Source organism: Burkholderia sp. IT-111MI5 (assembly GCF_949752865.1).
In the GTDB taxonomy this organism is placed as follows: Bacteria; Pseudomonadota; Gammaproteobacteria; order Burkholderiales; family Burkholderiaceae; genus Burkholderia; species Burkholderia pyrrocinia_C.
On record NZ_CATKIF010000071.1, the window covers coordinates 158,172 to 178,468 of the forward strand.

Annotated in this window: 20 protein-coding genes and 1 pseudogene; 14 read left to right on the forward strand and 7 right to left on the reverse strand. The window is 63.4% G+C overall.

Going from position 1 to position 20,297, the window contains the following annotated elements; translation table 11 throughout:
- Nucleotides 1–9: 9 nt before the first annotated feature.
- Nucleotides 10–6,324, forward strand: a complete 6,315-nt coding sequence (locus ACM6JT_RS32120; protein ID WP_414858019.1) for an AAA domain-containing protein — start codon at nt 10–12, stop codon at nt 6,322–6,324.
- The gene (locus tag ACM6JT_RS32125) at nt 6,321–7,667 is read left to right on the forward strand and encodes a hypothetical protein (RefSeq protein ID WP_414857942.1); all 1,347 of its coding nucleotides are present in this window, start codon (nt 6,321–6,323) and stop codon (nt 7,665–7,667) included. Before ACM6JT_RS32120 ends, ACM6JT_RS32125 begins: the two co-directional genes overlap by 4 nt.
- 70 nt (nt 7,668–7,737) lie before the next feature.
- On the opposite strand, the gene ACM6JT_RS32130 is transcribed toward ACM6JT_RS32125, so the two are convergent.
- The 5 genes from ACM6JT_RS32130 to ACM6JT_RS32150 all read right to left on the reverse strand — a co-directional run bounded on the left by ACM6JT_RS32130 (nt 7,738) and on the right by ACM6JT_RS32150 (nt 10,291).
- Complete coding sequence (locus ACM6JT_RS32130; protein WP_175747978.1) at nt 7,738–8,490, reverse strand: lysozyme inhibitor LprI family protein; 753 nt, start codon at nt 8,488–8,490, stop codon at nt 7,738–7,740.
- Nucleotides 8,491–8,512: 22 nt separating this feature from the next.
- Entirely contained in the window at nt 8,513–8,770 is a 258-nt protein-coding gene (locus tag ACM6JT_RS32135) for a hypothetical protein (RefSeq protein ID WP_175747976.1), read from the reverse strand.
- A complete protein-coding gene (locus tag ACM6JT_RS32140; protein WP_175747973.1) occupies nt 8,767–8,913 on the reverse strand; it encodes a hypothetical protein in 147 nt (48 codons plus the stop codon). Before ACM6JT_RS32140 ends, ACM6JT_RS32135 begins: the two co-directional genes overlap by 4 nt.
- 5 nt (nt 8,914–8,918) lie before the next feature.
- The gene (trpS, locus tag ACM6JT_RS32145) at nt 8,919–9,932 is read right to left on the reverse strand and encodes a tryptophan--tRNA ligase (RefSeq protein WP_414857943.1); all 1,014 of its coding nucleotides are present in this window, start codon (nt 9,930–9,932) and stop codon (nt 8,919–8,921) included.
- 203 nt (nt 9,933–10,135) lie between these two features.
- Entirely contained in the window at nt 10,136–10,291 is a 156-nt protein-coding gene (locus ACM6JT_RS32150; RefSeq protein ID WP_414857944.1) for a hypothetical protein, read from the reverse strand.
- Nucleotides 10,292–10,531: 240 nt separating this feature from the next.
- On the opposite strand from ACM6JT_RS32150, the gene ACM6JT_RS32155 reads away from it, so the two are divergent.
- From ACM6JT_RS32155 to ACM6JT_RS32165, 3 genes are all read left to right on the forward strand, one after another.
- A complete protein-coding gene (locus tag ACM6JT_RS32155; RefSeq protein ID WP_414857945.1) occupies nt 10,532–11,011 on the forward strand; it encodes a hypothetical protein in 480 nt (159 codons plus the stop codon).
- Nucleotides 11,012–11,118: 107 nt separating this feature from the next.
- Entirely contained in the window at nt 11,119–12,219 is a 1,101-nt protein-coding gene (locus tag ACM6JT_RS32160; protein ID WP_414857946.1) for a DUF6396 domain-containing protein, read from the forward strand.
- 43 nt (nt 12,220–12,262) lie between these two features.
- Complete coding sequence (locus tag ACM6JT_RS32165) at nt 12,263–12,640, forward strand: hypothetical protein (protein ID WP_414858023.1); 378 nt, start codon at nt 12,263–12,265, stop codon at nt 12,638–12,640.
- Nucleotides 12,641–12,679: 39 nt separating this feature from the next.
- Here ACM6JT_RS32165 and ACM6JT_RS32170 read toward each other — a convergent pair.
- Nucleotides 12,680–12,911: pseudogene (locus ACM6JT_RS32170) on the reverse strand (HipA N-terminal domain-containing protein); the annotation flags it as partial.
- Nucleotides 12,912–13,144: 233 nt separating this feature from the next.
- Between ACM6JT_RS32170 and ACM6JT_RS32175 the strand changes: the two are divergent.
- The 4 genes from ACM6JT_RS32175 (at nt 13,145) to ACM6JT_RS32190 (ending at nt 15,311) form a co-directional block, all read left to right on the forward strand.
- Nucleotides 13,145–13,795, forward strand: coding sequence for a hypothetical protein (locus ACM6JT_RS32175; protein WP_414857947.1), 651 nt, complete (start codon nt 13,145–13,147; stop codon nt 13,793–13,795).
- 94 nt (nt 13,796–13,889) lie between these two features.
- Nucleotides 13,890–14,225, forward strand: coding sequence for a RebB family R body protein (locus ACM6JT_RS32180; protein WP_034184505.1), 336 nt, complete (start codon nt 13,890–13,892; stop codon nt 14,223–14,225).
- A 190-nt stretch (nt 14,226–14,415) separates the two neighbouring features.
- Nucleotides 14,416–14,811 (forward strand): RebB family R body protein, encoded by a 396-nt coding sequence (locus ACM6JT_RS32185; protein WP_131949638.1) that lies wholly within the window; start codon nt 14,416–14,418, stop codon nt 14,809–14,811.
- A 176-nt stretch (nt 14,812–14,987) separates the two neighbouring features.
- Nucleotides 14,988–15,311, forward strand: coding sequence for a RebB family R body protein (locus ACM6JT_RS32190; RefSeq protein WP_034184504.1), 324 nt, complete (start codon nt 14,988–14,990; stop codon nt 15,309–15,311).
- Between the two features lie 81 nt (nt 15,312–15,392).
- Here ACM6JT_RS32190 and ACM6JT_RS32195 read toward each other — a convergent pair whose 3' ends face one another.
- Entirely contained in the window at nt 15,393–16,202 is an 810-nt protein-coding gene (locus ACM6JT_RS32195) for a Crp/Fnr family transcriptional regulator (protein ID WP_414857948.1), read from the reverse strand.
- Between the two features lie 273 nt (nt 16,203–16,475).
- Between ACM6JT_RS32195 and ACM6JT_RS32200 the strand changes: the two genes are divergently transcribed.
- From ACM6JT_RS32200 to ACM6JT_RS32220, 5 genes are all read left to right on the forward strand, one after another.
- Nucleotides 16,476–17,033, forward strand: coding sequence for an RNA polymerase sigma factor (locus ACM6JT_RS32200; protein WP_217589152.1), 558 nt, complete (start codon nt 16,476–16,478; stop codon nt 17,031–17,033).
- A 113-nt stretch (nt 17,034–17,146) separates the two neighbouring features.
- On the forward strand, nt 17,147–17,440 hold the full coding sequence (locus tag ACM6JT_RS32205; RefSeq protein WP_105391584.1) for a RebB family R body protein: 294 nt from the start codon (nt 17,147–17,149) through the stop codon (nt 17,438–17,440).
- Between the two features lie 29 nt (nt 17,441–17,469).
- Nucleotides 17,470–18,126, forward strand: a complete 657-nt coding sequence (locus tag ACM6JT_RS32210; protein WP_414857949.1) for a hypothetical protein — start codon at nt 17,470–17,472, stop codon at nt 18,124–18,126.
- 159 nt (nt 18,127–18,285) lie between these two features.
- Nucleotides 18,286–18,732 (forward strand): hypothetical protein, encoded by a 447-nt coding sequence (locus tag ACM6JT_RS32215; RefSeq protein ID WP_407972716.1) that lies wholly within the window; start codon nt 18,286–18,288, stop codon nt 18,730–18,732.
- A 227-nt stretch (nt 18,733–18,959) separates the two neighbouring features.
- The gene (locus tag ACM6JT_RS32220) at nt 18,960–20,282 is read left to right on the forward strand and encodes a flavin-containing monooxygenase (RefSeq protein ID WP_217589154.1); all 1,323 of its coding nucleotides are present in this window, start codon (nt 18,960–18,962) and stop codon (nt 20,280–20,282) included.
- Nucleotides 20,283–20,297 lie beyond the last annotated feature (15 nt).

Here is a 20,297-nt window from a genome sequence, read left to right on the forward strand (position 1 = left end):
ATGTCAGCCATGATGCGTTTTTGCCCGAATTGCCAGACCGAGCGGTCGGCCAACGAGTGGTTTTGTTCCGGCACGGTTGGCGGTGCCACCTGCAACTGGGATTTGTCGAGTGTGCCGATTCGGGCGACCGGCTGGCGTCCGCAGGATGTGGTGACGGTCGAAGCCGTCAACCAGCAGGCTGCTTCGGTCGCGTCCGGAGGCGCCACAACGACACCGTTGTCGTGCGTAAACGGCCATCCGATGAACGATGGCGACCTGATGTGCCTCGAATGCGGTGCAGACCCCGCCGTGCAAGCCGACGCGCAGCATCGCGACGCGGGAACCGACGAAGCCGGGGGCCGCGCTACGGAGGATCCGCCGCGGGCGCAAATCGAAGAAACGCGGATCGACGGCTGGCGCTTGCTGCGTCAGATTTCAAGCACGGACGGCGTGCGAGAACGTTATGTGGCGCAGCACGACGAGATCGGGCGGCAGGCTGTCCTGACGCTTTACCGGCCGGGTGCAGAGCCGGATCCGGCGGTCTACGACGTGGTTCGCCGTCTGTCGCGCGAGCATGTGCCTGAAATCATCGCTACCGGACGCTGGGATCAACGTGCTTACGAAGTCGCAGAGGAGTTGAGCGGCGGGACGCTGGCGGATCTCGGCATGGCGGTACGTGACATCGCAACGATTCGCCATGTAGTCGATGAACTCGGTCAGGCTCTGCAGGCGTTTTCGGAAGTGGGTCTTCGGCATCGGGACCTTCGGCCCGGGACTTTGCTTGTGCGCAGCCGTGAACCGCTGGACCTCGTTATCAGTGGCTTCGGTTCGGCGCGGCTGTCCGAATTCGACCTCGATATCGTCTCACCGCTCGAAACGACGCGCTACATGGCGCCCGAGGCCATCGCCGGCGGTGTTGCCGCAGCGTCCGACTGGTGGAGCCTCGGGATGATCCTGCTCGAGCAACTGACCGACGGCCGCTGCTTTGAGGGCATCAACCCACGCGCGTTTCTGATTCATGTGCTGGCCAACGGCGTCGCGCTGCCGGACGATCTGGATCCGTCGCTTCACCTGCTGCTGCGGGGACTGCTGGCGCGCGACCGGCACCAACGCTGGCAATGGCCGCAAGTCAAGGCCTGGCTGGAAGGCAAGCCGGTCGACGCGCCGTCGGCAACGACTTTAGATTCCGATGGCGACGAGGGTGTCAGCATCGCGTTGGGGGCTCGGCAATATCACAGGCCGGCGGTTTTCGCACTTGCTGCGGCGGAGCGCGAGAATTGGGAAGCGGCCCGAGATCACCTGAATCGAGGCGTCGTAGCGACATGGGCGGAGCAAGCCGGCGTCGGCGCGAAAGTGCTGGCTGGCCTGCGTCAGGTTGTTCAACTCGACGGCGTTGATGACGACTGCCGCCTGATGATCGCGCTCAAGCTGTTGAACCCCGACATGCCGCTTATTCTGCGCGGCGATATCGTCACGCCCGGATGGTTGCTGCAAAACCCGCTGGAGGGCTACGACCTTGTGACCGGGCCGGTACCCATGTTCCTGGAGCGGCTGGGCACGGAAAGCTGGTTGTCCCGCTTGCGGTCGCGAGCCGAGGATGTGCGACACCGGGCCGGCCAGCTCGGCATCGAGCTCGACGAGGATATGGTGCGCATTGCGTTGCTTTCCACATCGCGTGCTCAATTGGCTGCGCAATGGGAAGAGCGACGCCTGCTGTTGCCGGATTCGGACCATCATGGCCTGCTGTCGTTGTCGGAGCGCCGTGTCCTCAGCGAGGAAGATCTCATCGTCCTGCTGAGCGCTGCAATTTCCCAGTTTCGTTCGGTCGACGAGATCCTTGACCAGGCGGCAGTCATCGCGGCGCGGGAGCAGATTCTGGTTTTCGATCGCCAGGCGGCCCAAGCCGCACTGGCACTGCCGCGCGTCGAGCTGTTCCGCTCGGTCGACGACCGAATTGCCGGATTCGCGCGCACGGGCAACCAGACGGTCGATGAATGGGCGGAACAGTTCCGGCTGGAACGTCGCTTGCCGCTGCACGAAGTGGTCGTTCTGCTGTCCGTGCCCGCCGAGCAATGGCTGGAACCGCAGAAGCAGCAATACGTGTCGCAGATTCTCGACTTCTTCGAGAAGAAGGTCGCGACAACCGTGTTGCGTGGTCCATTGGTTCGGATGACTATCGGCAAGACTACCGGGCGGGTCGATCTTCACGAACTAAACGGTGAGCGATTCGCCAGCAGCGCTCTGCTCGACCATCTGCTCCAGCGCAATGTACAGACGGTATCGGTAGATCCTGCGGTGTTTGGTGCGAGCGGAACGCTGGAAGGCCGCTTGAACACGCTATACCGGCAGACCTCGCTGTATAAGCGGGATACCGGCATCGACGGCCTCTATCTGGGCTTCCCGTTCCTGCTTTACAAGGATCATCGCAGCACGACACGCCCCCGCATCGCCCCCGTCCTGTTGTGGCCGGTCAAACTGCTGCTGGAGCTTGGCACGCGAGGACAGGTCGGGATGGCCTTTGACGGCGAGCGCGAAGAGGTTCGCCTGAATCCGGCGCTCGAGGGCCTGTTGGGACGCGAGGCCGTCAAGGCATGGCGCGTCGCGGCAGACGAGGTGCTCGGACGTTCCGCATTGAAGGCGGCCGACGTCGTCGATGCCTTTGGCCTGCTGGCTGACGTGGAAAATCGAAAACTCGGCGCACTGCCGCCGCCGACCCTCGACGTGCCCGTCGGCGCGATGCGCATCACTTGCGCCGGCGTGCTCTTTCACGTTGATTTCGCCGGTCAGGCCATCGGCGAGGATCTGCGCCAGCTCAAGCAGTTGTCCCCGTCCGGCACGGCGCTCGAGTCAATGCTGCGGCTTAAGGACAAATCAGCCTACGACACGTCCGAAGCAGCCTCGACCGAACTCGACCGATTCCTGACTGTGGCGAGCGATCCATCTCAGGAAACGGCAATCCTGCAGGCGCGACAAGGGCCCGGATTGTTGGTTGAAGGGCCGCCCGGTACCGGCAAGAGCCAGACAATCGTCAATATGGTTGCCGATGCGATCGGACGGGGCAGGAGCCTGTTGATCGTTTGCCAGAAGCATGCCGCGCTGGAAGTTGTTCGCAAGCGCCTCGTCGCGGAAGGACTGGGCGATCGCATTGTGATGGTCAACGACGTCAACAAGGACCGCGAGCCGACAATCCGGGCGGTGCGCGAGCAACTGGATGCAATCTTCCGCGGTACCGTGTTCGACAGCGGATTGATACGCCAGCGCGAACGCATGGCCGCAAGAATCGAGGCGCTCGAGGGCGAACTGGATCGTCAGCACGCAGCCCTTCATCGCATCGACGAATCGACCGGTCTCAGCTATCGAGCACTGCTTGGCGAACTGATCCAGCTCGAAGCCGGCACCCCCCCGGTCAGCGTGCCGCAATTGCGCACACGGCTTGCCACGTTGAATATCTCGGCACTGACGACGCTGGAGGAACATTGCGCACCGCTAGCACGCTATTGGTTACCGTCGAAGTTCGAGGGCAGCGCGCTGGCGCAATTGAAGTCGTTCGCGACGGACGCCGCCACGATCGAAGCCTTCAACGCAATCTTCGCTGATTTCCGCGAGGCCGAACGCCTGCGGATCGAGACGCTCGCCGCACATCCCGCGCGATTCGATATCGACGATCCTGCCCCATATCGGGCCTGGCTTGATGCCAATGCCAGCCGCCTCGTCGCATTGGACGATACGCAGCGCAAACGACTTGCGCAGTGGCTGCCGTTATTTCGTCCAGCCGATCATGCCGATGCGGAAGGTCATCGACATTACACGGCGCTTGGCGGCCTGCATCGCGATTTGTTGGCTGTTGGAACCAGTGACTTTGATACCGTGCTGTCGGGTGTGGTAGCGCGCTTGCCAGATCAAGAACTCAGCAAGATCGAGGCCCAGGCGACGTTGGCGACTCGCGCTCCATCTCTGTTGAGCCGCCTGAATCCCATATCCTATTTGCGGCGCGGTCGCTTGATGAAGTTTGTCACTGACTGCGGCGCGCCTGCTACGGACGAAACGCTTCGCAAGCTGCTGGCTACTGCTCGGCTCGAAAAGATCTGGAGGCCATTGCGCAACGCACTGAACACTATCAGCCGGGCATTGCATCTCGAGACGGTCGAGCCTACCTGCGGACTGGCACTTGCCGATGCCTGTCTGACCCGCCTGCGCCAGCTCGAAGAAATCCGCGAGCTTGCGCAGCATCTTGCAATCGCTCCACGCGGCGACGAGTTCGACTCGGCCGTGATGACCGGAGATCGAGCGCCCGTCGAGCAGTTGCTCGACGGTTTCGAGACTGCGTTCGTGCGACACAACGCGCGTCAGCATAGTCTTCAGGCGTTAAGGCCGCTCGAGGAATGGCTGTCTTCAGAACTCGTCACGGCTTGTCGGCAGGCGATTGCCGACAACATCAGTTATCAGGCGCCTTTGAACCGAATCGGCGATGCCCTGCCGACATTGGCCGCCTATCAGCAATTCCGGACCCGGGCGCGGCATGTCACTGCGGAGGCGCTCGACGTGTTTGCCATCATGCGCGAGCACGAGGACGCCTTGACGCGCATGCCGCCCCAGCACCTCGACGACGCAGTACGGCGCATGATCAACCGCGAGGCCCGACTCGGATGGAAGCGTCGAATGGAGCAGGACAATCCGGAACTGCTGCTCGACCAGAGCGAAACAGCTGCAAAGATCGATGCGCTCGCGGCTGCCGACGAGGAAATGCGCCGCCTGAATCGAGAGATGCTTCGTAATGGTGTCGACCACGGTAGACTCGGTTCAGCTCGAGATTGGGAAGATGTAACGCGTCTGACCGGTCGGCGCTCCCGGCGTCTGCGCGAATTCATCGAACTCGGCACGGGGCTGGGTCTGATGGCGCTGCGGCCGGTCTGGCTGATGAATCCCGACGTAGCCAGCCGTGTGCTGCCGCTGAAATCGGGGCTGTTCGATTCGGTCGTCTATGACGAAGCATCACAGATGCCGGTCGAGTACGCGATTCCGACGCTGTTCCGTGGAAACTTGTCGATCGTCAGCGGCGACGAAAAGCAGATGCCACCAACGGCGTTCTTTTCGAGCCGAACGGATAGCGACGAGACGGAAATCTTCGATGGTGAGCTGCCCGACGAGGCGGCGACGGAGGACGAGCGCGAGCGCTTCGAGGACACCTGGAATCGGCGTGAAATCAAGGACTGCCCCGACCTGCTGCAGTTGGCACGGAGCGCGCTGCCGGTGTCGACGCTGCAGATTCACTACCGTTCGGCGTATCGGGAGTTGATCGGTTATTCGAACGCCGCGTTCTACGAGAACAACCTCAGCGTGCCGGTCCGCCATCCGGATGCAACGGTGCGCGAGATCAAGCCGCTCGAACTCATCCAGGTGAATGGTCTTTACGAGCAGCAGACCAACAGCGACGAGGCGGACCGCGTGGTCACCTATCTGGCGGAACTGTGGCAACAACCCTATGTACAGCGGCCCTCGGTCGGAGTGGTCACGTTCAACCGCAAGCAGGCTGACCTCATCCTGGAGCGATTGGAGCAGCGGGCGGAACTGGACGAGGCATTCCGTGATGCCTATCGTGAGGAACTCGATCGAACCGATCGTGGCGAGGATATGGCTGTCTTCGTGAAGAACGTCGAGAATGTTCAGGGGGACGAACGCGACACGATTGTCTTTTCCACGACCTTCGGGCGGAATGGCCAAGGCACATTTCTGCGTCGGTTTGGCGTGCTTGGCCAGAGCGGCGGCGAGCGGCGTCTTAATGTGGCAGTGACGCGTGCCCGACATAAAATCGTGCTGGTCACGTCGATGCCCATCCGCGAGATCTCCGACATGCTCACGACACAGCGCAAGCCGGCGATTCCGCGCGACTATCTTCAGGGCTATATGGAATATGCACGTGCGATGTCGAATGGTGAGCTGCCTGCGGGCCGAGCGTTGCTCGGTCGCATGAGCAGCGAACGGGCGCATGCGAAGTTGCGACAGAATGGCGCCGCAGACGGATTCGCTGAGGATGTTCTTGCCTATCTACGGATGCTCGGACTGTCGCCGGTTCCGGCACAGGAGGGCGATGCTTTCGGGCTTGATTTCGCGATTGCGGACCCGGAAACCGGCCTCTATGCGATTGGCATTGAGTGCGATGCGCCGCGCCATCCGTTGCTCGAGCACGCGCGAGCCCGGGAAATCTGGCGTCCGTCTGTGCTGGGACGGGCTATTCCGAAACTGCATCGCGTCTCGTTGCAAGCCTGGTACCACGAACCGGAGACAGAACGGGCGCGCTTGAAAGCAGCCGTTGAGCTAGCGCTGAGCCAGGAGGTGACAGCATGAGCGGCCCGAAAGTGGTACGGATCGTGACGCGCGAGGAAATCGTCGCGATCTGCGAGGGACATCTGCGGCGCCTTGATCGAGCTATTGCCACGTGGGTTGCCGAAGGTCGGCGTATGGGCATGCTGTTGGACGAAGAAATCGCGGCGACTCAAGCTCGCCGTGAAGTGCTGGCTGCATTGATCGCCGTCGACGCGTTCATGGATTTGCAGAAGAAGGTGCCGGACGAGATTGCTTTCCTGAAGGCCGATCTCGAACGACGTCAACAGGCGGCGGTGGATCAAGCCGAACAGGCAGCGAAACGCCGGCGGCAGGGGCGGCACAGCGCAACGACGTTGCTCGGCGCGTTGGAAACGAAACGCATCGAGATTCCGGTTGAGCTCCGGAATCAGCTTGATCGATTGCGCTCGGGCGGAACACTCGAAAATGCCGATGCGCTGCTAGCGCAAGGCTTTTCCCTTCTGGTGCCGGACGTGGAGCGAACGCTCAACGATGCGCAACGGGCGCTGGCGAATCGCCTGATGTCGGCCGATGCGCCTAGGGATTTTCAGGCCTGGAAAGCCGCGCAACTGGCAGTGTCTCGTGATCCTGCGATTGACCGTCTCGATCGTCGTATTGGCGAAGCACGGGTGTTTCTGGACGCGCAGGAAATCGAGGGTTTTTCGTCGAAGCTGAATGCCCTCGAGAACGAGATGAACGAGGCGCGGAGAAGTCTGTTGCTTGACAGTCTGATCCTTGACTTGTCGAGTGCGGTCGAGGTTGCCCGCACACGTCGCGCGGCTATCACGGCACTGGAGGAACTGACGGCGGAGATTCGCGCGTGTGACACCGCGGACGCGGCCGCATTCGTCGAACGTGCTCAACAGTGCGATACCACTACATTGCCAGACGTCGTGGCTGAATTGACGCGAGTCGGCCAGGATCTGATCGCGCGGGTGCGTCAGGAGCAAGCAGCGCAGGCTCGGCGCAGCGCGATCCTGAGTGGCCTGGCGCGACTAGGCTATGAAGTCCGCGAGGGAATGACGACCGCGTGGGCGAAGGACGGTCGCGTCGTCGTCAAGAAACCCTCCCTGCCGGGCTATGGTGTCGAAGTCGGTGGTCAGACCCAGACTGGCCGTTTGCAGGTTCGGGCGGTATCCCTCGTAGCGAATCGCGATGTCGCCCGTGACAAGGATGTCGAAACGCTTTGGTGTGGGGAGTTCGGCCGGTTGCAAGCGCTGCTTGCACAACATGGCGATGATTTGCTGATCGAACGTGCGATGGGTGTCGGCGAGGTGCCGCTTAAGGTTGTTGCCGATATGGACGATATGTCGGGTACGGAAGCGGTCAAGCGGACGATGGGATGAGCAGCTCCGAGCGAAGACACTCCGAGCGTGGGATCTGCCGCACGTCGGAGTAGTCAGTTGCGAAGCGAATTTAATTTCCGTCCGTTGCAAGCAAAGGCTTGGAACCTAGCGAACCCACGAACTGGCCGATCCGCTCACCGTATTCGCGACGTAAGCAGTCGAGGTTCTTGCCGCACTGGTGTCGTGCGGTAATCCAATCTGACTCTGATTGCCGAAGAAGCTCCGGATCCGAGACAGTCCGCAGTGCGGACGAATATAGCTGAGCCAGCCTTCGGTCCATTGCTGCCAAGCCAGGGTCGTGACAAATCGCCGACTCGTCGTCATATGATGCTTGTGAGCAGTCGAAGCTGGTTGCGAAAGTTTGTACTGGGACCACATGCTCGGTCGGAGCGCCGGATGTTCCGGTGCCCTGTCCGGATATCCCGGGCGGCGCGCTTGTGGGATCGGACATAACGGAAGTGGATCGAGAGGACGAGTGAATTCCATCAAGCGGTGGATTTTCTTTCGTCGACAGAGCTGTGTTTGCGGAGGAGGTGTCCCCTGCGTTCGTGCTTTTGTGGCTCGCCCCAGTTTGGGGCGGCAGCGATCGAATCGGCTCTACTTCTGGATCCAATAAGCGATTGGCAGCTAACCCGATGAGACACAGGCCGACTCCACACAACAGGATTTTCATAGAGCGGCCAAAGTTTCTCGAATCCGGTTCGTTATTCTTGTACCCAGTCTTGAATCTCCGATCGACCTTGCGCGTGTCGATAAAGCCGTTGATGCCGATCAGTGAGGCAAGCACACCTATTCCGATCAGGCTATTACCCAGCATTGCCATTTGGTTCCCCCGTAGTAGATCATCAGATGTCGCCGTTATACGACGTGGTCATCAGTGTTTGATTCAAGGGTAGCATTGAATAGATCGGCCGCATCCCGATTTTGAAACGCGCAGCGCGAGTCGCCATTGCGTGCTCGTCCGAGACATGTGCGAAATCGCGAACCCTAAAAGGTTTGACCTTAATGACGCACACACCGAGATCGGTGAGTTGGCGTGTACTGAAAGGTGCCGCGATCGCGTGATCGAACGTGATGACATTGATGCTGACCAGTAGCGTCACATGGCGGGTTCGCGGAAAGATCGCGGCATACCGAGCAGATGCGCGGCAACGTCAGACCGGATCAGGTTTGTCGAGAATTTTTGTTGGGCGACGAGGCCGCGCTCATTGAATTCCTGCAGCGACGGCGATGCATCGCCGCCCACGCCGCTCAATCGAAATATGTGAGCCCCAGCGCCCCCTTCACCTCCGCGAGCGTCGCTCCCGCGACTTCCCGCGCGTGCATCGTGCCGCGCTTCAGGATCGCCATCACCTCGCCCTTGTCGGCCTCGAACTCTCGGCGGCGCGCACGGATCGGCTCGATCAACGACTGCAGCCGTTCGTTCAGCACGCGCTTGACGACGCTGTCGCCGAGCCCGCCGCGCCGATAGTGCGCCTTCAGCTCATCGACCTTCTGCACATCCGGCTCGAACGCATCGAGGAACGTGAACACGACATTGCCCTCGACCTGGCCGGGGTCGCTCACGCGCAGGTGATTCGGATCTGTATACATGTCCTTCACGGCCTGCGCGATCTCGTCCGGCGTCGCGCCGAGCGTGATTGCATTGCCGAGCGACTTGCTCATTTTCGCCTTGCCGTCGATGCCCGGCAGCCGCGTGACCGCCGACAGCACGGCCTCGCATTCGACCAGCACCGGCTGGTCGACGGTCGCGTTGAAGCGGCGCACGAGTTCGTTGGTCTGCTCGATCATCGGCAACTGGTCGTCGCCGACAGGCACGTGCGTCGCCTTGAATGCGGTGATGTCGGCGGCCTGGCTCACCGGGTAGGTCAGGAAGCCGGCCGGGATGTCGCGCTCGAAGCCGCGCAGGCGGATCTCTTCCTTGATGGTCGGATTGCGTTCGAGGCGCGCGACCGTGACGAGGTTGAGCAGGTATTGCGACAGCTCGGCGAGCTCGGGCACCTGCGACTGCACGACGATCGTCGAGATCGCCGGATCGATGCCGACGGCGAGATAGTCGAGCGCGACCTCGATCACGTTCTCGGTGACGCGCTGGCGGCGGCCCATGTTGTCGGTCAGCGCCTGCGTATCGGCGAGCAGCAGGAATTGCCGCGCTTCGTGCTGCATCTGCACGCGTGCGCGCAGCGAGCCGATGTAGTGGCCGAGGTGCAGCGGGCCGGTCGTGCGGTCGCCGGTAAGGATGGTCGGGCGGTTCGGGTGGGGCATGGTGTCGTTGGCTCCGGGTTGTCGAAGCCGCCAGCCATGATGTCGGCGCAGAAACGCAAATGCCGCCATGGCTGGCGGCATCACGTTTGGGACATGCAAAAGGAAACGGGCCGCCTGGGTCAGGCGCGCCACCAGCAATGCAGGTTCGGCAGGGCAGGTTTGGTTTCCATCGCAAAAGTATAGCGCGGGGACGGCCATGCGCGTCAGCGCAACACCGATTCCATCGCGAGGTACGCGGTTTCGGCGGACGGCCACAGCAGGTACAGTAGGCCGGCCATCAGCAGCAGCGCGCCCGCGCGCACCAGCGGCGTGCGGTCTTTGTTGCGCGTGGGGCGGATGGGTTGATTCGGTTTCTTCATGCTTGCAGGCGCGCGATGCGCCACTCCAACGGTTGCTGCAACGGGTCGGGTTGGGGGCGACGCCGGGGTGTTGCGGGGAAACGGGCGGTGCACAGTGGCGTGGGCGGCTGCGCGACGTAAAAAAGGGGATGATCAGATGGTCCGCTCGGGTTCCGGAACGCATGCTGCGCGTCACATATTGCGAGGCGACGCGCATGCTATCAGTTTGGCGGTTCGCGAACAGTCAAGAATTGTCGGGCAATGGCCGGGTTAAAGAGTGGTCGGACGCGGGACCTTTTCCGTCGGGTATCTGAAATATTAAAAACTTCAATAAAAATTGCCCGACCCGGACATGGCGCCGATGCTACCGTTGCCGACGAGTCGATCGCGGCTCGGTACAGGGAAATCTACATCCACAGTAAACTGCTGCCGATCGGCGACGGCTTCTTCACGTTGGGCAGCGCCAACCTGAATTTGCGGAGCATGGCGGTTGATGCCGAGATCAACGTGGGCAGCGATGATCGTGCCAAGAGTACCGATCTGCGGAGGCGCGTTTGGAATCTGCATACCGGTGGCAAACATGATGGCAGCGACGGCAGTCCCGTCGTCATCAAGGAAACGTTCATGAAGTGGCAAAAACTCATGGATTCGAATGCCAGACGATGGAAGCGCGGTCTAGAGCCGGCGGGCTTCCTGATGGCATTTCAAGACGATCGTACGTCCAGCGTTCGGCTGGCCTAGCGCACTTTCAGATCATGCGGGTTCCGATGAGTTCTACAACGTCTGAACGATTGCGCCTGGTGGGCGTGTTTTCCGTCTCCCTGTTCTTTGCTTGTACCGCTTGCTCGATGAAGGATTCCCTTCCGCGAAATATGTCGCTCGACGCTTTCAACCCGCATCGCGAGACGTTTGATTGCGTGCACGAAGCCGCTGTCGTTCCAGCCGTGGATCCAGAGGCGGATCGCTGGAATCAGCAGGCGATGAAGATGACAAGCGCATTGTTGTGGCCGAACCAGCGCGACTATGCTGGTGCCGTCGCGCTATGGAGCAAGGCTGCCGAGCGCAAGCACTGGAAGGCAATGCTGAATCTTGCGAATGCGTACGCTCAAGGACTGGGGGTCGATCGCAATACCGAGCGTGCGGTGCAGATCACCGAGCAGGCAATGAAGCTGGGCATACCTGCGGCCTACGATCTGATGGGCACGTACTATATGAACGGAGTTGGAGTAAAGCAGGACGCCAGCCGGGCATATGCATTCTGGCAACTTGCTGCGGACAAGGGTAGCCCGAGTGCGATGGCTTATTTGGGCGGCAAGATGGACGCGCTCTATGACGATCCGAAGGCAGGCTTCTGGGGCAACCGCAAGATCGCACTCCAAATGCTTGAATGTGCCGTCGCACAAGGAAATGGGCGGGCGGCATATGAGTTGGGGACGACAATTGCGGGCGATCGAGCCGAGTTGAGCGAGAACAACGAACGCGCACTCAAGACTTTGCACGCGGGCGTGAAATTCGGCAGTGCAGAGAGTGCCGGATGGTTAAGTGCGTCGTTCGGTAAGGGAGATGCGCTGGTCGGTCATGTCAAGGATGAAGCACGCGCCGAACGCTACGGAGTTCTTGCCGATCGCCTTGAGGGCGACCCCGACCTGCGTCTGCCGAATCTGGACAAGGTGGTGCCGCTGCCGCCGGCCAAATTGCCCAAGTGGGACGGCAACAAGGAGACGTTGATCAATGCGGCGAAGGTGGTGATGTCGGTGCCGGCAACACCTTCCAAGGTCGCGGTGCATCCGGTCTCGCTAGGTACCGGTCGAGCACACGTGCCCGATGGTTACATGCTGCCCGCGACGCCTCCCGCGGGCGTGCCTCCGCAGGCAGAAACGACCGCCGCCCCTGTCGGCGGCTACTGGCTCGCACAACTGACGTATCCGACCGCCGAACGTCCTTTCTGAGGACGGTCGCATCTTCTTCCATTACGTCGGCGACGCGATTCCCATGCCCGCGCAACAGGCGGAATCGCATTCCCGCGTAGCGCAAGGCATTGCGCGCCACCGAATTTCCCGATCTGCCGTTCAGTGTCGAGGCACGCGCGCGTGTCCGGTGACGGGCGTCTGGCAGGCCAGCGCGACGGACGATCATCGTCGGGCGGCCACGTTCAATCAGTGGTATCGCCAGGCCTGCGTCATGCGGGGGGACACGTTCCCCGATCCGCGGGCCATGCATCTGGACGTATCGCCGGCGGACGTGACGTGGATGTGGTGGAACGAGGCCAATCGCTTCGGGTTCGCGAAGCTGCCTCAGGTCAGCGATCGGAAAAGCGCGATGACGCAGTTTGCGCTGCTTTACCCAGAGCGATTCAACATCGGAATCTGAGTCCTAACCCGCCTCGCACACGGAATTCCGGATACCTCCGAGTGCTGCCGCCGCTTCCCGCTCGCCTTCGGCGAGCAGCGTGAGCGCGCCGGCCGATTCGCGCCCGAAGTATGCGAGCAGGCCCCCAGGCGTCGCCTTTAGCGTCGCGCGCGAGCGACATGCGCATCGCTTCTTCCGGCAGCAGATTGTCCACGAACCACTGGACCGGGCGATCGGTCGCCGTATCGATGCACGCTTCCACGCGCAGCCCGAACGTCGGCGACATCCGGTACCCGACACACGCAGCCGCCGCGCGCCGGCGACCGACTTCACAGACCCGTCACACCCTTCGTCCCTGCAGCAGTCCTGCCGAAATTTCCGGCAAGGCCGTCGCGCATCCATTTCCCGGAGAACACCATGCGATATCCATTGCAGCACGCCGACCAACGCGCGTCGGCGCCGCGTCCATCCGAACCCGAACCGCACGCACCGGCGCCGCGGGCGGACATCGAGGAGGTGTGAGCCATGAGCAGCGAAGCACTCGACCCCCTGCTGCGGCAGTTTGCGGAGAAGCGCTTGGGACGGCCGCTCGAGCCGGGCGAAGAACAGGCGCTGCTGGAGCGGCTGCCGGGCAGGCACGGGAACCCGCCGGCGCCGGCCGCCGGCACGGCCACGCAGGCGAGCGCCGCGAACCCGCCATTGCCGCGGTTGAAAACCCGGCGGGAGGCGCGCGAGCAGGTCAAGCATTTTCTGCAGCTCAACCAGCAGAAAGCGTACGAGAAGATGCGCGGCATCCTGCAGACGATCGACGCGCAGAACGAGACGACCCTCGGCATGCTGGCGTCGGAACAGCAGAAAGTGTCCGGCGTACTCGACGCGAACGAGCCGCCGGGCGACGCGCAGGCTTCCGGCACGGCGGATATCCAGGACAGCACCCGCCAGGCGCTGGCGATGATCGGCGAACAGCTGACGGGCCTCATCCGGCAGGAAATCGAAGCCTGCTTTCGGCAATACGTCGATTCGCTCGCCGAACGGCTTTCCGTACGGCTCGACGCGATAGACGACCGGCTGCGGAGCGTCGGCGCCGGTCCGACCGAACTGTCCGAACCGACCGCGCCGGGTGCTGCCGCCACCGCTGCCGTTCACGATACGCCCGGCCCAGCGTCCATGGAGTAGCACGCGGGTCATGCGGCTGAAGTCGAGCGGCTGAATGCGAAACCGGCCGGCCCCGATGTGCGATCTCTCAACTACGTGAATCAAGGAGCAAAAAATGGGTGATAAGTGTCAAGTGTGCCAGGTCAATCCTGCGATTACCGATGCCGTCACGCAGGTCAACGTCAAGGTGGTCGCCGAGGCGCCGGCAATGGCGATGGGCTCGCTGTACCAGGCCCAGAGCCATTCGCTCAGCATCCTGTTCGAGAACGCGGTGCAGCAGCAGTCGCAGGCCGCGATCCAGTCGCAGACGTCGACGAACGTGGGGACGATGCAGCTCTACACGATCGGACCGGAAAGCGCGGGTGCGGCCGCCACGGAAATCGGCTCGAACGGGATCATCTCCCTGCTGGCCGACGTGATCGCGATCGGGAAGGCGGTGGCCCACACCTAAGGCACCGTCGCAACGCCGTGGTCGAGCGGCGGCGCAAGCGGCACGAGCCGCCCATGCCGCCGCCCTGCCGCGGATCCGCGGCACGGCCGCCGGCGCCTGAACAGCGGTGCCGCGCGGTGTTCCGGAGCAACCGACAGAACGGGCCGAGCCGATTCGATGCGGCGCCCGTTCGCAAACCAGGAGAAACACGATGGCAAATGACGCAAACGCGAACGCCGAAGACCCGAGGGTCCCGAATGACCCGAAGGATCCGAAGGACCCCTGCAACTGCAAGACATGCACGGTCAACGCCGCGATCACCGACGCGGTCACGCAGACCAACGTCAAGGTGGTGGGCGAAGCGCCCGCGATGGCGACGGGCTCGCTGTACCAGGCCCAGAGCCATTCGCTCAGCGTGCTGTTCGAGAACGCCGTGCAGCAGCAGTCGCAGGCCGCGGTCCAGCTGCCGACCTCGACGAACGTGGGCACGATGCAGCTCTATACGCTCGGGCCGGCGAGCGCCGGCGCCGCCGCGACGGAAATCGGCTCGAGCGGGGTGATTTCCGTACTGGCTGACGTGCTCGCGCTCGGCAAGGCGCTTGCCTGACGCGTAACCCGGCGTCGACGCCGGGCGGCAGCCTCGATCCCGTGGCTGCCGCCCGGCACCCGACCCCGTGTCGACGCCCGCGACGGCGAGCGCGCGTGCGGTGCGCATCGTCGACCGATCCACTCATGCTTTCGCCGTGACTGCGCCGCAGCGGCGAGCAAACCAGGAGTAACGACATGACGGAACAGGTTTCCGCCGCGATTACCGATGCAGTCACGCAAGCCAACGTCAAGGTGGTGGGCGAATCCCCGGCCGTGGCCTTGGGCACGCTCATGCAGTCGAACAGCCATGCGTCCGCGATCCTGCTTCACAACGCGGTGCAGATGCAGGCGAACCAGGCGGCGTCCAACCTCGCCGCCACGACCGTCGGCATCATGCAGCTCTATGCCGGCTCGCCGGTGGCGGCCGCCGCCGCGGCGCGCTCGGCGAACGACAACTTTGCGTCGCAGCTGGCTGCCATCGCGCAGTTGATGAACGCCATCAGCCACTGGCGCGGCTGACCTTCACCGCGCGCCGCGCAACCCGGCGCGCGCAACCTTCCCGCACCGCGTCGCGGCACGACGCACGTGCTTGCCGGGGCGTCAATTGGCGTCGGCGATGTACCGGAGCTGCTCCGGTTTTTCGATCGTCACGCCGTGCTCGTGAAGCCGGATCAGGCCGTCGCGCTGCATCCTCTGCAGGCTGCTGTTCAGCCGCGGCCGGCTGACGTTGAGCATCGCTGCCAGGATGCTCTGGTTCTCCGGCAGCGGCACCTCGAGATCGCTCCCTTGCATGCGGTTCAGCAGATGGCGCGCGAGCCTTGCCTCGAGCCGGTACAGGCACGCCGACTCGACGAAGTCGCTCAGCTGATGGATGTGCCGGCACAGCTGCTCGTGGATGCGCTCCATGAAATCCGCGTTGGCCAGCAGCGGCGCGAAGTACTGGCGATGCAGTAGCGAAATGCGGCAGTCGGGGCTCAACTGGGCGGTGAAGCTGCGCCGGTGTGCGCGAATCAGCGTGCTTTCGCCGATGAGTTCGCCCGGCACCGAGTGGCCGAGAATGATTTCGCGTCCGCCGGGTTCGTGCAGCGTCATGTAGACGCGGCCGCGGTGCACGAAGGCGACGAAATCTCCCGGATCGCCCTTGAAGAACAACAGGCGATTGCCGTGTTCGGGCCAGGGCGTGACATGCCGCTCGATATGAGCCAGCAGGCTTTCCGGCAGATCGGTGAGTATCGGTATATTGCGCAGCGTTTGAACGTTAGCAAGGGCAGGCATGTTTTCCGTGCAAGGTTGTTTGACGATGCGGCCACCTAGCGAAAAACGCTGCCTTTGGCACTGCGTGAAAAATGAACAATGGAGATAGCCAGATAATCGGCAAGCAGTCCGGATATGGCGGCACTTCGGCGGCAAGGACGCTTGGTCGATCGACGCGGATAGCAGCGTGCCGGCTCGCGAACGCGTCGCGGCGGCAGTCGTTCTTTTTCATCGCAATGCCGTTATTCACGCCCGGCGGCGCGCCTGAAACGACGGATGGGAGCTATGCCGGGGGATTTAAATTTCCGTTCATAATAATCAAGAAAATTTACCGAAGCCGATTATCTTGATAACGGTGTTACGCGGGTAACAGCGTCATTCGCGGCATCGAATCGATTCTGTGTTTTCCATAAAAAAGGAAGGCACGGGATGACAACCTCGAACCAGCACGCTGCCCCGCCGCCCGAGTCACCGGCGCAGCAGCTCGATCGCACATGGCGGGAAATGCAGGGGAAATTGCGGCGCCGCGCGCGCCTGTTGTGCAAGGGCGATATCTACCGTGCCGACGAACTGCTCTCCGATACCGCACTCAAGGTCCACATTTACCTGCAGCGTTCGCCCGAGCGCGTTCAGAACCTGGCCGGCTTTCTGTTTCTGGCGCTGAACCATGCGTTCCTCGATGGCGCGCGCCGCCGTCTCCGCGAAAGCGGCAGGCTCGAATTCGACCCGGACTGGGACGACGATCACACCGTCGAGCTGGCTGGCCACGCGCCGTCGATGGAGCAGCAACTGCTGCTGCGGCAGCTGCTGCTGCGTCTCGAGCAGGCGCTGTCCACGCTCCCGCAGCAGCAGCAGATGCTGTTCACGCTGAAGTTCGAGGAGGACCGGCCCTATCTGAACATCGCGGCGACGCTCGGGATCAACGAGCCGCTTGCCAGAAAGCGTGTCGAGCTGTTGCGCAAGAAGTTGCGCGAGGAACTCGCGTGAGCACGTTCACGAACGCGGGCACGCAGCGTTCCTAACGGCATGCGCGGCGTCGATGGCCTGCCGGCCCGCCGTTCCTTCAATCGCATGCCGGAGCCGAGATCCGAGGAGGCCTCGTGGCAGACAAAGTCAATGAGCAGGTTACCGACGCGCTGACGCAGACCAATGTCAGCGTCGTCGCGGGATCGCCGGCCCAGGCGCTGGGCACGCTTTACCAGATGTTCAGCCAGGCCGTCGGCATCTCGGCGCAGAACATGACGCAGCAGCAGGCGGCGCTGAACCAGATTTCGAACGCCGTCGTGTCGAAGGCGGTGGCCATGATCCTGTCCGTCGAAGCGTCGCCTAAGCCCGCCTCGGGCGGCGCGGCGCATGCGCCGACGGCCGGGCCGCAGACGGGTTCCACGCATTAGGACGCGCTGACTCTCGGGATACCTGAACCATGAACATGAAAGGCATTTTGGGCGGGCGCGGCGACGGCCCGCCGCCGACGTCGCAGACACCGCAGACACCGCAGACACCGCAGACACCGCAGACACCGCGCGATGTCGCAGACGCCGCAGCCGAAGCACCGACGCCGGCCGATGTCGCGCCGCACACCGCGGCGTCGAAGGCCGGCGCGCGTACGTGGCCGGTCAACCGGCTGCGCAGGCTCACCGACGCGCTGAAGGCGCCGAACCAGATCGCCGATACGGCCGGGTCAGGCGGTTCGGCGCTGCAGACCGTGCAGGCGATCAACGCGGAAGCCGCGTCCTACGCGACGACGCAGATCGCCGTCGGCCCGAACATGATGATCACGCAGGCGGGCGGCATGGTCGCGCAGGCGGCGGCGAACTACTTCGAGGCGTCGACGTCGCTGGCGATCGCGGGCAAGAGCGTGCTGATGAAGGATCTGGCGCAGAAGACCATCGACGAGAACGTGCGCGGGATGGCGATGGATGCGGTGGGCCTGCTGTTGACGGACCTGTTCGTCGCGACCGCGGCGATCGTCGCGGGTGCCGCGGAGGCGATCGAAGGGGAGGCCGCGAGCGTCGCGCTCGACAAGATCGACGAGAGCCTGCAGAAGTATCAGGCGCTGCTGGACAAGAAGGGCACGTAGAGCGCGACCGAGCGCGCAGCGGCAAGGAATCAACCGACACGACCCGCCGGGCCATCAGGCCGGATGCGGGATGTGAGCGGCGGGACCGACGCGCACCCGTTTTCCCGGACAGGTCGCGGCCCCGCCACCGGCAGTCCCATCGAGTCAAAAGAGGAACCCATGCCCTACGACATTCACAACGTACAAGGTCCCGCGCCGCTGGCGGTTGGCGAGCGCATCTGGGGAGATGCAACGGAAATCGATTTCGGCGCGATGACGAGCTGCATCGCGCTCGTCGAGCAGACGCCGGGCCAGCCGACTTCGGTGCGCGCCATCCATCTGTCGATCGTCAGCGGCGACGGCACGAAGGTTTACGATCCGTCGGCGAACGTGGCCGGGCAGGTCGAGACGATCATGCAGCAGAGCGGCGACCTGCGTACCTGCCTCGGGCGCATCGATCTCTGGCAGGCCAGCCAGCAGCAACAGCTGCAGGATTTCTTCGCCGCGCTGATGCTGAGCCTCGACATGCAAAACTGGGTGCAGGTGCCGGACGGCAACCTGCGGGTGCGGATCAACGGCGGCGTGATCCAGTATCAGAAGGGCACCGGTCCATGGACCAACGCGTAGCCGGCGCGACCCGTTGAAACCGGCGCCCGCCATCCGGGTGGGCGCCGGTGCAGTACGGGCGCGTCGTCCTGCGCAGCTCGCCGCCCGCGCCACACCCAGCTTTTTGCTCGTCAACACCAACAAAAATCATCATTTCGCCTCCGGCGGTGTGTCAGCAGAATGTCTCCATTCCAGCTCGTGCGACAGCAAGAACGTCGCATCGAGCCGCACTTCAGAAGGAGACAGCCGTGGCAGTCGAAACAACCTCAATCGATACGCTCGTCGTCGGCGCCGGGCAGGCCGGCGTGGCCATGAGCGAGCACCTGGGCAAGCTGGGCGTGCCCCATCTCGTGCTGGAGCGCAGCCGCATCGCCGAACGCTGGCGCACCGGGCGCTGGGATTCGCTGGTCGCGAACGGCCCCGCGTGGCACGACCGCTTCCCGGGGCTCGAATTCGACGGCCTCGAACCCGATGCGTTCGCATCGAAAGACCAGGTCGCGGACTACTTCGAAGCGTATGCGCGGAAATTCAACGCGCCGATCCGCACCGGCGTCGACGTGAAGAACGTGGTGCGCAACGCAGGCAAGCCGGGCTTCGTCGTCGAGACGTCCGACGGCACGATCGAGGCGAACCGCGTGGTGGTCGCGACGGGGCCGTTCCAGCGCCCGGTGATTCCGCCGATCGCGCCGGACGACGCACGTCTCGTGCAGATCCATTCCGCCGACTATCGCAACCCGGGCCAGCTTCCGGAAGGCGCGGTGCTGGTGGTCGGCGCGGGTTCGTCGGGCGTGCAGATCGCCGACGAGCTGCAACGCGCGGGCCGGCAGGTGTACCTGTCGGTCGGGCCGCACGATCGTCCGCCGCGCGCGTATCGCGGCCGCGACTTCTGCTGGTGGCTCGGCGTGCTCGGCGAATGGGACAAGGAAGTCGCCACGCCCGGCCGCGAACACGTGACGATCGCGGTGAGCGGCGCACGCGGCGGCCATACGGTCGATTTCCGCGCGCTCGCGAACCAGGGCGTGACGCTGGTCGGGCTGACGAAGTCGTTCGACGGCGGCGTGGCCGTGTTCGAACGCGACCTCGCGCTCAATCTCGCGCGCGGCGACGAGAACTACCTGTCGCTGCTCGACGCGGCCGACGCGTATGCGGTGCGCAACGGCCTCGACCTGCCGGAAGAGCCGGACGCGCGCCGCATCCTGCCGGACCCCGAATGCGTCGCGCATCCGATCCTTGCGCTCGACCTCGCCGGCGCCGGCGTCACGTCGATCGTCTGGGCGACCGGCTATGCGGTCGACTACGGCTGGCTGAACGTCGACGCGTTCGCGGCGAACGGCAGGCCGCAGCACCAGCGCGGCGTGTCGAAGGAGCCCGGCATCTATTTCCTCGGGCTGCCGTGGCTGTCGCGGCGCGGTTCCAGCTTCATCTGGGGCGTGTGGCACGACGCGAAGCACATCGCCGATCACATCGTCACGCAGCGCAAGTACCTCGACTACCACGACGCGTCGCAACACCGCGCGGCCGCGCAAGCGGCGCAGGCCGACGCGCGCCCGCTTGCCGAAGCGGCGAACTGACGAGCAGACACGAAC